The 12,576-nt window shown below is 58.8% G+C and carries 14 protein-coding genes; 2 read left to right on the top strand and 12 right to left on the bottom strand.

The window, feature by feature from the left end:
• Both VGE08_RS00005 and VGE08_RS00010 read left to right on the top strand, forming a co-directional pair.
• A partial coding sequence (locus tag VGE08_RS00005; RefSeq protein WP_331065787.1) for an SIR2 family protein occupies window positions 1–1,496 on the top strand: 1,496 nt, incomplete at its 5' end.
• A complete protein-coding gene (locus VGE08_RS00010; protein WP_331065788.1) occupies window positions 1,489–2,913 on the top strand; it encodes a hypothetical protein in 1,425 nt (474 codons plus the stop codon). The genes VGE08_RS00005 and VGE08_RS00010, both read left to right, overlap by 8 nt.
• An 80-nt stretch (window positions 2,914–2,993) precedes the next feature.
• Here the strand turns inward: VGE08_RS00010 and VGE08_RS26440 are convergent, their stop codons facing one another.
• From VGE08_RS26440 to VGE08_RS00060, 12 genes are all read right to left on the bottom strand, one after another.
• On the bottom strand, window positions 2,994–3,992 hold the full coding sequence (locus VGE08_RS26440) for a relaxase/mobilization nuclease domain-containing protein (protein ID WP_414717431.1): 999 nt from the start codon (window positions 3,990–3,992) through the stop codon (window positions 2,994–2,996).
• A complete protein-coding gene (locus VGE08_RS26445) occupies window positions 3,985–4,518 on the bottom strand; it encodes a plasmid mobilization protein (protein WP_414717432.1) in 534 nt (177 codons plus the stop codon). The genes VGE08_RS26440 and VGE08_RS26445 overlap by 8 nt, the downstream gene beginning before the upstream one ends.
• 325 nt (window positions 4,519–4,843) lie before the next feature.
• Complete coding sequence (locus tag VGE08_RS00015; RefSeq protein WP_331065789.1) at window positions 4,844–5,596, bottom strand: DUF932 domain-containing protein; 753 nt, start codon at window positions 5,594–5,596, stop codon at window positions 4,844–4,846.
• Window positions 5,597–6,025: 429 nt separating this feature from the next.
• On the bottom strand, window positions 6,026–6,355 hold the full coding sequence (locus VGE08_RS00020; RefSeq protein WP_331065790.1) for a hypothetical protein: 330 nt from the start codon (window positions 6,353–6,355) through the stop codon (window positions 6,026–6,028).
• A gap of 231 nt (window positions 6,356–6,586) precedes the next feature.
• Window positions 6,587–6,910, bottom strand: coding sequence for a hypothetical protein (locus tag VGE08_RS00025; protein WP_331065791.1), 324 nt, complete (start codon window positions 6,908–6,910; stop codon window positions 6,587–6,589).
• Window positions 6,911–7,220: 310 nt separating this feature from the next.
• A complete protein-coding gene (locus VGE08_RS00030; RefSeq protein ID WP_331065792.1) occupies window positions 7,221–7,610 on the bottom strand; it encodes an ATPase in 390 nt (129 codons plus the stop codon).
• Window positions 7,611–7,834: 224 nt separating this feature from the next.
• Window positions 7,835–8,086, bottom strand: a complete 252-nt coding sequence (locus VGE08_RS00035) for a hypothetical protein (protein WP_331065793.1) — start codon at window positions 8,084–8,086, stop codon at window positions 7,835–7,837.
• A 467-nt stretch (window positions 8,087–8,553) separates the two neighbouring features.
• On the bottom strand, window positions 8,554–8,985 hold the full coding sequence (locus tag VGE08_RS00040; protein WP_331065794.1) for an antirestriction protein: 432 nt from the start codon (window positions 8,983–8,985) through the stop codon (window positions 8,554–8,556).
• A gap of 271 nt (window positions 8,986–9,256) precedes the next feature.
• On the bottom strand, window positions 9,257–10,084 hold the full coding sequence (locus tag VGE08_RS00045; RefSeq protein WP_331065795.1) for a DUF932 domain-containing protein: 828 nt from the start codon (window positions 10,082–10,084) through the stop codon (window positions 9,257–9,259).
• A gap of 194 nt (window positions 10,085–10,278) precedes the next feature.
• Entirely contained in the window at window positions 10,279–10,839 is a 561-nt protein-coding gene (locus tag VGE08_RS00050; RefSeq protein WP_331065796.1) for a JAB domain-containing protein, read from the bottom strand.
• A 319-nt stretch (window positions 10,840–11,158) separates the two neighbouring features.
• On the bottom strand, window positions 11,159–11,938 hold the full coding sequence (locus VGE08_RS00055; protein ID WP_331065797.1) for a hypothetical protein: 780 nt from the start codon (window positions 11,936–11,938) through the stop codon (window positions 11,159–11,161).
• Window positions 11,939–11,972: 34 nt separating this feature from the next.
• Window positions 11,973–12,566, bottom strand: coding sequence for a hypothetical protein (locus VGE08_RS00060; protein WP_331065798.1), 594 nt, complete (start codon window positions 12,564–12,566; stop codon window positions 11,973–11,975).
• Between the last annotated feature and the right edge of the window lie 10 nt (window positions 12,567–12,576).

The following is a 12,576-nucleotide window of genomic DNA, read 5'->3' on the forward strand; positions in this document are numbered from 1 at the left end:
CCTTTTACTTTAAGAAGACCTTTGGCAATGACTACGCCGCGCAGCAGAAGTATTTGAAGGATGTTCTGTCAACGCAGAAGATATCATCAACAATCGGGCATCGCGCGCTTGCGGCACTGCTGCACATGGATCGCGCTCGGCTAGTCTTTACGACAAACTTTGACGAAGTCGTCGAGACTGCATATTCCGCAATGGCTGGAAAAAATCTGACGACCTTTCATCTTGAAGGTTCTTATGCCGCTCTTGCGGCTCTGAATGGAGATCAGTTTCCATTCTATGCAAAAGTGCATGGCGATTTCCGATTTCAAAGCGTTAAAAACCTTAGCGAAGACTTGCTAAGCAATGACCAGGAGATTCAGAAGTGCCTCGTCGCTGCCGCCACCCGATTTGGACTGATCGTGGCTGGATATAGCGGGCGTGATGGCAATGTGATGTCGATGCTCAAGCTCGCCATAGACCAGAACAATGCTTTACCTCACGGCCTGTTTTGGACGGCACCAAAGATCTCCGGAGTTGCGCAGAACGTCCGTGAACTGATGGATTACGCACACAGCAGAGGAATCAAATGCGGCTTAGTGCAAACAGGCACTTTCGACGAGATGCTATCGAAGATTTGGAAGAATACCGAGAACAGACCCAAGGAGCTTGATGGGAAAGTCCAAAGCGCAATCGCAAAGCCAGTCTCGATCCCCTTGCCAGCCCCAGGAAATCGCTACCCGATGCTGCGCACCAATGCGTTGCGAGTATCGGGGCTTCCTGAATCATGCGGTACTATCGAATACGGTGGCGAAATAGTCATGGGGGACGTGAGATCCGCGGCCTTCACCGCCAAACCGAACTGCACACTTGCCTATACCGACCGCTTGCTGTTCTGGGGAGGAACTGGCGAACTCGCAAAGGTTCTCAATGCAGAGAAAATTCGTCAAGCAGAGAAGCATGACCTCGAAGATCTAATAGCATCGATTGACGACTCAGGGACAATGAAGTCCTTTGTCGAAGAAACCATCGCCGTAGCCGCCGTTGGTGACAAGCCAATACTCCTGCGCAAAAGTGACCGCACGTGGCACGCCGTCGTTAAACATGACGCGGTAACTCAGGACATCTATAAGCCCTTGCGACAAGCCCTCGGATACAGAGGATCACTTGCTCCAATATCCGGCAAGGTCTTCGGCCTTCAAGATGTCTATTGGGCCGAATCGGTTTCCATGCGCATTGAGGAAAGAAACGGAACTCTCTGGCTGATGTTGCGGCCTGACGTTTGGATCTCTCCGCTTAAGGAGCGTGAGAACGCAGAAGATTTCCTGCGCGCACGAAAGCTCAAAAGGTACAACTCTCAAGCATTCCAGGTGCTTAGCGCTTGGATACAGATCTTGCTTGGTAACATAGGCCAGGGTCAGTCCGTAACCATTACCGCTTTCCCTGCATCCGACTACAGCGCGAAGTTTGAGATCAGCACGCGCACGGCTTACAGCAGACGGAGGGCCGCGCATGGCTGATAACCCAAACGAACTTCCCGGCAACTTCTCGCTTCCAGAGCCCGATCTACTCTTCTCCAATGGCAAGACGCACAAGCACCCGCTGCGTGGTCTTAGTGACCTCGGCCCGTACAGCGCCAGTCTGGGCATCGTTTCTCAGGTCCGGCTTGCCTACCTCGCTCCCACTGACCTGCTTGGAAAGATCGACTCGATCGTGGACGAGCTTCGGAAAAAGCAGGAGCCGAAGGATGCTGTGAACTACTACATAGCATATGAAGGTTTCGACAAAGTGTTTAGAAGCACCCTTGTACCCGCAACGGCTGCGTTACGTGTGGCAACGCCGCCGGAGTGCAATGCGCTTGCAGCTGCGGGCAATGGCAATGGTCTTGTGAACGCAATCCTTCAGGCGCTTGGCGCTCTCATGCGTGTCAAGCACACGTTCGACGTGCTAATAGTCTACCTTCCAGAGGCTTGGAAGGCTTCCTATCAATACGAGGGATTCGATCTACATGATCGCATAAAAGCCAAGCTCGCCCCGCTCAACATACCGATTCAGATCGTGAACGAAACCGCATTCACGCGAGAATGTCGTGCGAACGTCATGTGGGGAATCAGCGTGGCGCTGTATGCGAAGGCTGGCGGTATCCCGTGGAAGCTGGCCGACTGGGACAAGGACGAGGCCTATATCGGGCTAAGCTATGCGATCAAGAAACAGCCGGGTGGTGTCGAGTACAGCACCTGTTGCAGTCAAGTGTTCGATCCGGACGGAACGGGATTCGAGTTCATCGCGTACGATACACGCGAATATGTTACCGACAAAAAGGGGAACCCCTATCTCAGCTATCAGGAGATGCAGTCGATCATGTCCAAGAGCTTGCTGCTCTACCAGAACGGGCATGGCGGACGCATGCCCAAAAAGATCTATGTGCACAAGACCACGCACTTCACAGACGACGAAATCCAAGGAGCCTTCGACGCCTTCGGGTCAAAAACCGATATTGAACTTATCCAGGTCGTCAGAACCAACAATTGGTACGGTCTGAAGGTCGATGCACCGTCGCGTCAAGGTGACCCTCCGGGGCCGGCAATGTACCCCGTTGGTCGCGGCCTCTATCAGCCGATATCAAAAGATGAGTGCTTACTGTGGACGCAAGGGAGTGTTGATGGCGTTAATCAGCAGCGGTCTAACCAGCCAGTGTTCAAGGAGGCGGCACTGAAGCCACTCCCTAGCCCGATCATGCTTCGCAGATTCACAGGCGAAGGCGGATGGCATGCCACGTGCTCCAGCGTACTCTCTTTAACCAAGGTCAACTGGAACAACAATACGCTGTACAGCACTTTGCCGGTGACAATACATTTTTCGCAGGTCTTTTCCCAAGTCGTCAAACAATCACCGGAAATCATCAATGATATCTACGATTACCGCTTCTTCATGTAGAGGATTGAGCGAAGAAGGACGTTGAATTTTGATGTCAGTTTCGCCCCGCTCGTGCAGCCCAAGACTGGTGATCGATACTTTTAGCGAGCCCTCGGCTGGTGTAGAGCCGACGTTCTCAACCGACGCATGATGTCAGCCGCTATCCATTCACGATCGACGTAAGCCGGCTGCATCTCCTTTGTGAACTGCCGTACCTGATTCGCGAGATCCGAGTCGCCATCGCGCCTTAGCAGCTCGCTTACGTAGCTCCATCCTCGCTCTACATCACACCTAGTCCTAAGCAGCTTTTGCTTGCCATCGCCCGGGTCGACTCGCCCACTCCGCAGCTCGCTCGCCACAGATTGCACTCGCTCCTCGAAGCGTGTCGACGCCCCTCGAAGTATCGCTCGGTAGATCCCATCTCTCTGGTGCGTTCTGGTTACTCCTCGCACCGCCCGCTCCGTCGCGTTGGCCGCGACACCCTGAGCTCGCAGCGCCTCCGCGAAGTCACGCCGCCACTGGCGCAACGTTTCCTTTCGTATGTTGAGACGCGTACCTTGCTCGCTCACAGCCTTCAGGACGAGATGCACGTGGGGATGATCCTGATCCGTGTGTAGAACCATCGCGTAACGGTGCTGAAGTGCGAAGGTCTCCTGCGCAAAGTGACGAACCGCGGCCAACAGCTTGTGTGGTGGCGTTCCCTTCGGCATCGAGAACATCAAGTTGTGTACCAACTTGGTCGGCTTTCTCCCCGGTAGACCGCTATAGCGGGCCTTACCTTCACGCTCCTGCAAAGCGAGCTCCCAATCCTCAAGCAGCGCCCTCTCGGCCCCCTTCGCCTGGAGTCGCTGTCCATCGTCCGTCTCAAGCTCGAGGCCACCACGGCGGTCGATGTAACGCAGGTGCCTCCAAACGGCGCCGACGCTTCGCCCACCGCCGGTCACCTTGATCATGACCTCGGGAACACGCGTCACCGTACGGCGGATTTGGTCCCGCTCAGTCGGAGTAAAAGTCCGCCCGTGTCCCGGCGCACGCCGTCCGTAGCTCGCGATATCGAGCAGCGGTTTCTGTTCACGAAGATCGACGATGCGTCTACCCATGACCCGCCTCCCAGCTGCGGAGATTAGCGTCCACAATCTGCCGGACGTGATTCCTCAGAGCTTCGCATGCGCGCAACAGTGCCCTCAGATCCTCTCGGCTCGGCCCAACATCCTTTCTGCCCTGGTTTGCCAGGCGAGCAAGCTGGTTGAGGTTTCGACCAATGGCGCCGAGTTGCCCGATAGCCTGGTTGAGTAGCGCGCGTTCCTCCGTAGGCAACGGAGCTACGCCTCGCAGATGACTCCGAATTACCACCGATGCATACGTCGCCATCGGCATTCCCCGCGCCCTAGCCCGTGCATGGAGTAGCGCCTGATCGTCCGCAAGCAGTCGGATCGTCAGTCTCGCCTGGCGTGGTGGCTCATCGTTCGAGCCGGCCTGGATCACGACACCCGAGGACTGAAGCGTCGTCTCGATCAGGCGCCTCAGCCACGCCGACTCTGTGAGCTGCTGCTGACGCGCGATCGCTTCGACGACAGCATGTGTCGTCGCCGGCAGGCGTGTGCGAAGGATGCGCGTGTTACTCATGGGACATGAATGTGGCCCATGAGCAGCCGAAAGGCTATCCTGCCTATTTCACCTCTTTGTGCAAAAAGGCCCGTGTGTTTTTGTCATCGTCGTCGTGTTGTTGTTGTCGTCGGCGTTCTGAGTTTCGGATATTCGGTTCCGAATTTGGATATTGGCGCCGAATTCAGATACCAGCGAATATACACTTCGACAGCGCGAATTTGCAGGGGGGTATCAGGAGGCAAGCGACGCCCTCGTTCCTCAATCCTGGGCTGCGATAAGCCCCCACATGAGGCGCGCGCCGACCGAAAGGAGCGTCCGTGCTCCCTTCGGTCGCCGCGACAGGCTACGGCCGGATTAGGGCCATCGCCTCCTGCCAGAGCGCGACATTGATACGGATGTCCTCGTCGACAGAGTTGATGCGTCGGTTGGTCGAGCGCCGCCCCGTCGCCGTGCGACCAGCGATGCCGCCACAGATGACGTTCTCCTGAACCTTGTTGTAGACGGTCCACAAGTCGTTGCCGCGATCTGCTTCCCGACGCGCTTCCAGCAACCGTCCGGCGTCGAACGGGAAGTGCTTTTGCCCTCGATACCGAAGTTCGAGTGCTCGTTGCGCCAACTGGCGTTGCGCGTGCCACTCGAGCTCCGTTCGCGCCATACGTTCGATAACCTGGCCGATCCCGTCCATGTGCTGGCTGATCTGCTGTGCACCCTCGACCACCCTGGCCAGCACATTGCCCCGGTGAGGCACCCGGATCATGCCGAAGTCCGCCAGGCTCAATATCAACCCGTTCTCACAGACGAACCGATACAGGCCACCGCGCAACTGGTAGGCGCTGGTCGCATCGTGCGAATTGATGAGGATGATCTCCGGCATACAGTCGACGACTCGCAGGGACTCGCCCACTTGCCGGAAACGGATCATGTGTCGGGCGTAGCCCCTACGCTCGCCCCGCGAGGACCGTTGCCGAGCTTCCGTCGGATGAAAGCCGGCATCCATCAGGGCCTCGACCAGTTGCTGGGTTGAGATGAAGACGTAGCTGTCGCGGGTACGCTCAAAGCGATGGGAAGCGAAAACCGCTGGCGCGCGATGTCGCAAATCGTCGAGAGACAGACCAAGACGTGTACTGGAGCCGATGATTTCTATTGCGGCAGACATGTGCGTGTCCTCGGAAGGATCTCGGGCGGGATTGCCCGCGACCTCCGCTGCACAGCGCGCGCAGCCGTCAAGAGCGGAGCCGCCGTCCCCGGCGGACGCGCGTCCGCGCGACTCTTGATCGTGAGCCCGCTGTGCTACTGTCGAGCGACTCAGGCAAGCCCGCCCTCTTTCTGTTTCGCTGGCGTGTCGGCGCGGCTGTGTCGCACTGGCGCGATTTTTTTGAGAGATTGTAGTTGACGCCACCTGCGAGGCCTCCCGATGTCTAGGCGTCGGAACGTTGGTTTGTCCCGAAGCCATGGGCCATTCGCCAGGATGGCCTGCATACCAACCCTGGCAGCATCGCTGCCGCCAGGGTGGCGTATGGACTCGTCAGTTCAGAGTTGGCTCAACCATGCGCCCGTCCTCGAAGTGCTGCACATAGCGGTTGCCTACACGGTAGAAGGCATCAGCGGCCACCTCACGAAACACCGTGCTTGGCACCTTGATACCGTACTTCGCGAGCACGCCGGCGAAGTAGCTCAGCTTCGTCGTATCCGCGCTGGGATCGTTGATCGAGGCATAGAGCATCGTGTTCTCATCATCCGCACCCGAGTCCCTGAACTCGATGTGGAGGAAGTATTCATCCAGCGGCCGGTCATACCCCAGTCGGACTCGCACTGAACGTCCCTCGTGTTCGCAATCGAAGAAATGTCGGCTCATGGCACGCATCCACGGTACACAGGCGGATTGCCTGCGCTCGCGTTGCTTCACGTCGTTGCGGGACAGTCCAGACTCGCGGCTTTGCGCGACTCGGCGCAGCGTCTGGACTGGTCCGCGACGACGTGGCCCGATCGGCACGCGGGCAATCGCAACCCTGCGCGAACCGTCCAGCATGGGAAATTCGGGGAGCGCATCGAGGCTCATAAGCCCCGAAACGCTCCCGCGTAGAGGCTACCCAACAAGCAACTTGCGCATGGTCCCGTCGCTGAGGTGTCGAATCACACGACATCCCTGCTTGGCGGTGGCGTCGTAGGCGACTTCGGTCCACACGGATGCCGGAGCGGTGACACCTAACTTGTCGAGGAAGCGGCGGATGGATCGCCAGTCGCTCTGGTCATAGGCTAGGTGCAAGTCGGACGCGTAGGCAAAGACATTGTCGGTCTTGGAATCGACCCAACCGATGATGAGAAAGAAATGGCTGGTCGACCTGTCGTAGCCCACCGTGACACGAATTGGGTTATTGCCCAGGACAGCATCAAATACATGGCGGCTCATGACACACTCCGTGATATGCAGGCGGGATTGCCTGCGGGAGTGCGCCGGCCGGATCGTGCGTCTGGAGTCCAGGCCGCTTGCGCCTTGCGAGCCCGTCTGGACTCGGCCTGGACTCCGGACGCGCGATCTGGTTCGATGAGATAAGCAGGCATCCTCCGTTCTCATGTACTTCGATTTTCTCAGTCGGGCGCACCGAGCCTGGTGGCTGGCATCCGTCATTCCGTCACCTACCCCATCTGTCCCTCCCAACGAATCATGAAAAGCGAGAGGACGCGGAGCCGTCCTCTCATAGTGGCCACAGCGTGCGTTACTAGGCATGCTGTGTGATCTGCTGCAGCTTCTGAACGAACCCGGGCGCAACGCACATGCACGGCTGATTTGGCGCCACAGGCTTATGGAAGATCGCCGAAGCCCGCTCCCGTTTCAGATACGCCACCGGCTCCGTACTATGTACGTTCTCGGGCCGGACCGCGGCGCCAGTATCAGGATTACCGCTCTCCGTATCACATTCGACCAGCGCCACATAGCCTTGTCGGTAGAGCATTAGGTGCTGAGGACAAAGTCCCCAGGCCGTTATGGCTTGGCGCTCCATCGACTTACGTAAAATCGGGACATGCAACAGGATGGTGCCAGTGTCGTATGGATGGCCGCACACAATGCATACGCCTTGCTCCACTGAGACATCAGGTTTGTCACTCATGGCCCTTCTCCCCTGGATCTACGGGCGGGATTGCCCGAAGGGCTGTCATCGCGCCGCGCTCGCTAGTCAGGGATCGAAGACCGCCGCAGGCGGCGAGTGCGTCTCCGCACTCGTCCTTGACGGCGAGCGCCGCGCGATAAAATAGGATGAATCCGCAACCCGCCATCTCCTGTCTCTCGAAGGAAAGCCTGAGAGCCGGGGCAACTCTCAGGCCAGTCGCGAGATCACCACGAATCCGGCGACTCGTCGCTGAATCCAGTGTGCCGCGTCATGTCGTACTGCGTTGCGCGGTACCGATGACGATGTACGTGCACAACGCTACCGAACTTGAAATCAATCCCGAAGTCGCCGCAGGCGCCCATGCCAACGGTCCAGTCACCATAGCGGGCCTCCAACAGCTCACCGAAGAACGCTGTGAGTTGCACCACGAAATCATCCTTGAGGCTCGCGGTGATTTCACGGAACTCGTTGTCCATCAAACGGGGGGGGCAGGAACTCTCCCGCGCCGTCGCGGCCGTCATACTCCAGACGCATCATTCGGACGCCGAGTGCGTTCATCGACATGCGAAGCAGTCTCAGCTCTGCTGGCCATCGGTCCCGGCATCTGCCGGGTCTGGGATTGCAGTAGACGAGATGTGGTCCGCGTGTGCTCTCGCTCCTCATGATCTGACTCCCGTCTTGGGCTGGATTGCCCAAGGGGGCACCATCACGTCGCGCGCAGCACTCAAGACTCGTGGGCCCTGTCGGGGAGTAGTGGGAGGGCCCCAAGTGCTGTCGATTACGTCTCGAATGCAGCACCCACGAGTCTTGAATGCGAGCACGATGTGATCAACTAGTTGGGGGCAATCTCCCTATTCCTTCGTTCCGCGTCCTCGGGTCTCCACTTCAGGAAGTTTGCAAACAGGCGCCGGAGAGCATCGGCAAGCGCCGGCGCCCGCATACATCAGTCAATTGCTGCACTGATCAAGGATTGCTCCGGATGCAACCAGGAGTATTCACGTAGCCACGTGTAGTGACGAGCGCAAGTCTCTCCGGCATGACCAGTGAGAACGAATGAGCCATGGCTGAATGCGAACAGGCAGACCGTTATTCCGATGGCATCGGCGGTTAGCTCGCCCTCAAAGCCGTTGCCCTCTACGCACACGCGGGCAGACGCCATCTCGGGGGCCATGTAGAAGCCGCCATTGCTCAACTCGTAGAATCTCCAGTAGCCTCCTCGGTAGGTAGGCACTAGCGTCCGAGCGAAGACGAAGACCAGGTTCTCGACGTATAAATGATGGGCACCGAAGTGCTTCGGAAGTATCTGCAAACGCGCATTGTCCGCGACAAGTTGAGACGCAATAACGCTGTTCGCAGCGGAGTCGTTGTGGTTCATGAGAGTCGACCTCGATGTCCGGGCGAGATTGCCCGAGCCTTGGCCGGCACGCCGCAGCGCAGGGGTCGAGATTCGCGCGTCCGCGCGACTTGCCGAGCACGCGTCTTCGCGCGCGCAGGATCTCGACACCGAGCACGGCGTGGCAAACTGATCGGCAGGCAATCCGTCCCTCTCGTTCTCGTTGCTCCTTCAATCGTTCGGTCGAACGAGCCAGCCTTCATTTGCGAGGAAAAATCGGGAAGGATGCCACTTGCATCCCTCCCGACCGGCATCACGCCATTTCGAGCATCGCGCGTTCCCATAACGCGCTATTGATCCTCACGTCCTCGCGAATCGCACGAACGCCGCGCATTCTCACCTGGCGTTTCGTTGCGGTAACGCGTGGAGCGCCGCCCTGGAGGAGATACTCCTGCACAACATTGAGGGTACGCCACAAGTCGGCGCCAGCATCCTCCGGCCGTCGAGCTTTGAGTAGCTCAGCCGGCGAAACCGCCTGGCCTGCGAGCTCGTTGGGATATCGGATCGCCAATGCGTCGCTAGCGAACGTGAGACGCTGTGCTTCGGTGAGATAGATGTGCCGCATACGCTCGATCACAGCGCCCACCTCACCAAACTGCTGCGCAAGGCGTAGCGCGGCCTCGAGCACCTCGACCGCCGCACTGCCCCTGTGCGGCACGCGCCAGCTCGGAAAGGCAGTGTCGCTCACGATCATGCCGTTGGAGCAGATCGCCCGAAACAACGCGATCCTGACGTGGTACGCACTCGTGCCGTCGTGCGAGTTGAGCACCAGGATCTCCGGTACGACCTCACCGACAAACACCTCGGACTTGACCTTGCGAAATCGCAGCGCATGGCGTGCAAAGGCGGGAAGCTGCTTACGCGAGCGAGATTGAACGGCTTGCACCACGTTGAACCCAGCCCTTCGCATCGTGTCGATCACAGCCGACGTAGGTACAAAGGCATAGCGCTGGGTAAGCTTCTCGTGCGGCTCCGTCGCGTATGCAGCTGGCGTAAGCTTCTCCAGTTGAACTCGATCGAGGCCGTCGACAAAAGCGCTGTCGGTATCGATATTGCCCAGCAGTGTCTGGATCGTATCCATGATGGATTCTCTTTGATGGTTTGGGCGGGATTGCCCACAGGCAAACCATCACGGCGCATCCCGTAGTCAAGGATGAAACCGCCGCAGGCGGCGAGTGCGTCTGCGCGCTCGTCCTTGACGGAGGGATCGCCGTGATAGCCTGGATCTTGGCAATCCCCCCTCGTGCGCTTCTCTAGTTGGAGCCAACACGCCGCTTACATGAAGCCCAGTTCTCTCATGGAAACAACCTCGCCGGCTCCCACGATCAGATGATCCAGGAGCTTTACATCAATCAGGTGCAGCGTCGCGCGGAGCCGAGAAGTAATCGACCAATCCTCCTTGCTTGGTTCCGTGCCGCCGCTCGGATGGTTGTGAGCAACGATCAACGCCGCGGCGTTGTAGCGAAGCGCCTGCTTCGCGACCTCTCGGGGATAGACATCGGCTCCGTCCAGCGAGCCCCTGAACAAATCTTCACAAGCGATTGCACGGTGCCCCGCGTCGAGATACAAACAACAGAATACCTCGTGCTCGATGGCTCCGAGGCGAACGGAAAGATACTCGCGGACTAATCTGCGGCCGGTGAGCTTTGGCCCACACGCCATCTTCCCTGCGAGCAGTTGTAGGGCGGTGCTGATGACGCGATCATCCTCGATTCGACGGTAGCGTCCGTTTACCTTCCGATACATCTCTGACGTAAATGTTCGGGCGCGTGGCATTACTGAGCCCGACGGCGGGCGAGCACTGAGTCGTTTGGCGAGATTCTTGTTTGTGCGCACGGCGGCGTCTCCACTGTCCCAGGCGGGATTGCCTGTGCGCCGGGTACAGCACGCGAAGGAACATCGCCAAGAGCATAGCCGCCGTCCGCGGCGGTCGTGCTCGGCACGACTCTTGGCGATGTTCCTTCGTGTGCTAGGCTTGCTAGGCTACGGCAATCTCTTCAAAACGTTCCGTGACGTTGCATTAACCTCATGCGAAAGACACGACTTTCCTTCGCGTCTCACTGGATTGATGACAGACGATTTCGAGCAGCGTGGCCGCGCGAGATACGTGGTGTGAATCGCGCGAGTGATTCAGCTGATCGGCCGAGGGTGCAGCTCACCGCGTCCGGTCAGGATCGCGAGATCGCCGAGCCCTAGACGCGTCCGATGGCGTATGGTTCTGGGATTGAGAGCGCAGCATCGAATCCGATGCGGGATGTTGCTGTGGCTCTGTTCGCGTGAGACGCGCCGCCACGCCCGCAATGAATTGCAATCGTTGCTTCGGATCGCTAAGGCGCCTTTGGGCGAGAGCCTTGGCCGCCTTCAACGGGAGCATTGCTCGCGCGAGTTCCGGATCGTCGCGGGCAGCGCGCTGCGCGGCGATCTGTTCGTCACGACGCCGCAAGGCGTCCTTGTCTTGAGCTGCAAACCATTCCGGCTTTTCGGCGCGCCATAGCACGCGGCCAGTTCTAGGATCGTGCTCCAAACGGCGAAAGGCCACGCGATCGCCGACGCGGACGTGCGTTGTAGAACGCTCAATGGCTTGCTCAATGCCGCGTCCCCACAGGTTGACTATTCCACCCGCGGTGAGGAGTCGCGCGAAGTAACTGATCCCTTCCGTTATCTGAAAGCGATAACGAGCCGGACCATGGGCAAGAAGCTTTCCTTCGAAGGTCTCCGTGCTGATGCGTTGATCACGGCGCGCAATGGTGCGTTCGGCTGCAATTTGTCGCGGGCCTGGCGCAGGTTCATTGGCACGTGCATCTACATCGGGAGCGCCAAGTTGCGCACGGCGCCTCTCATTCTTGTTGTGGGTGGCCCGTGGCGCCACTGGAGCGGCAGGCCAAACGTCCGCGAGCGTCGCCCCGGTGCGCCGACGGGTCGGTCCCTGACTCATGGAATGTCCTTCGCCACTGACTCGGCGCTCACGGTCACGACTCTTCGACTTCGAAGAACATGCCGTACGCGCGATCGAAATACTCCTGTGCAAGCCGGCGCTCGTCGCTGCCGAGTGAGCAATATCCGTCCTCGCGTGGACACCTCGCCAGGTTCCGGAGAGAGCACACATCCGCAATGAACGCACGCAACACGTCAGCGGGCTGTAGTCGATACACTCGACACAGCTCGCGAAACTCTCTCGGTAGATCAATCGCGACGGTCTCCGCATGCTGCGGGACGAAGGCGCCGTTGGCGCCCGGGATCACACCGACCTTTGTGAGAAGGTATTCATCGGTACATCCGGCGTCGTTGCGAATGAGTCGCCACGCCCAGCGGCCACTCGCTGGATCATCGCGCTCAGCCGCGCGACGCAATCGCTGATCGGGGTACGGTCGCCAGCCCCACCCATCGGGCGTTACGCCAAGGCGTAGAACGCCGATCTCTCCGACGTGCCACCACCGCAGTTCTTCACGTCCCGCGAGCGTGAGCAAGTGACCGCCGGCGAAGTACAGCGTGCCGCTGTGAGCATCGATGCGTAGCAACTCGATATCATAGAGATCATGCGTGACATGAGAGTCTGTGGGCATCGGCGGATCC

The organism is Steroidobacter sp., assembly GCF_036406195.1.
Lineage (GTDB): Bacteria > Pseudomonadota > Gammaproteobacteria > Steroidobacterales > Steroidobacteraceae > Steroidobacter.

Excerpts from the sequence above, each read along its gene's own strand:
- VGE08_RS00060 (WP_331065798.1), bottom strand. The coding sequence starts at position 12,566 with ATGCCCACAGACTCTCATGTCACGCATGATCTCTATGATATCGAGTTG.
- VGE08_RS00025 (WP_331065791.1), bottom strand. The coding sequence starts at position 6,910 with ATGAGCCGCCATGTATTTGATGCTGTCCTGGGCAATAACCCAATTCGT.
- VGE08_RS00030 (WP_331065792.1), bottom strand. The coding sequence starts at position 7,610 with ATGAGTGACAAACCTGATGTCTCAGTGGAGCAAGGCGTATGCATTGTG.
- VGE08_RS26445 (WP_414717432.1), bottom strand. The coding sequence starts at position 4,518 with ATGAGTAACACGCGCATCCTTCGCACACGCCTGCCGGCGACGACACAT.
- VGE08_RS00040 (WP_331065794.1), bottom strand. The coding sequence starts at position 8,985 with ATGAACCACAACGACTCCGCTGCGAACAGCGTTATTGCGTCTCAACTT.
- VGE08_RS00055 (WP_331065797.1), bottom strand. The coding sequence starts at position 11,938 with ATGAGTCAGGGACCGACCCGTCGGCGCACCGGGGCGACGCTCGCGGAC.
- VGE08_RS00045 (WP_331065795.1), bottom strand. The coding sequence starts at position 10,084 with ATGGATACGATCCAGACACTGCTGGGCAATATCGATACCGACAGCGCT.
- VGE08_RS00020 (WP_331065790.1), bottom strand. The coding sequence starts at position 6,355 with ATGAGCCGACATTTCTTCGATTGCGAACACGAGGGACGTTCAGTGCGA.
- VGE08_RS00035 (WP_331065793.1), bottom strand. The coding sequence starts at position 8,086 with ATGGACAACGAGTTCCGTGAAATCACCGCGAGCCTCAAGGATGATTTC.
- VGE08_RS00010 (WP_331065788.1), top strand. The coding sequence starts at position 1,489 with ATGGCTGATAACCCAAACGAACTTCCCGGCAACTTCTCGCTTCCAGAG.
- VGE08_RS26440 (WP_414717431.1), bottom strand. The coding sequence starts at position 3,992 with ATGGGTAGACGCATCGTCGATCTTCGTGAACAGAAACCGCTGCTCGAT.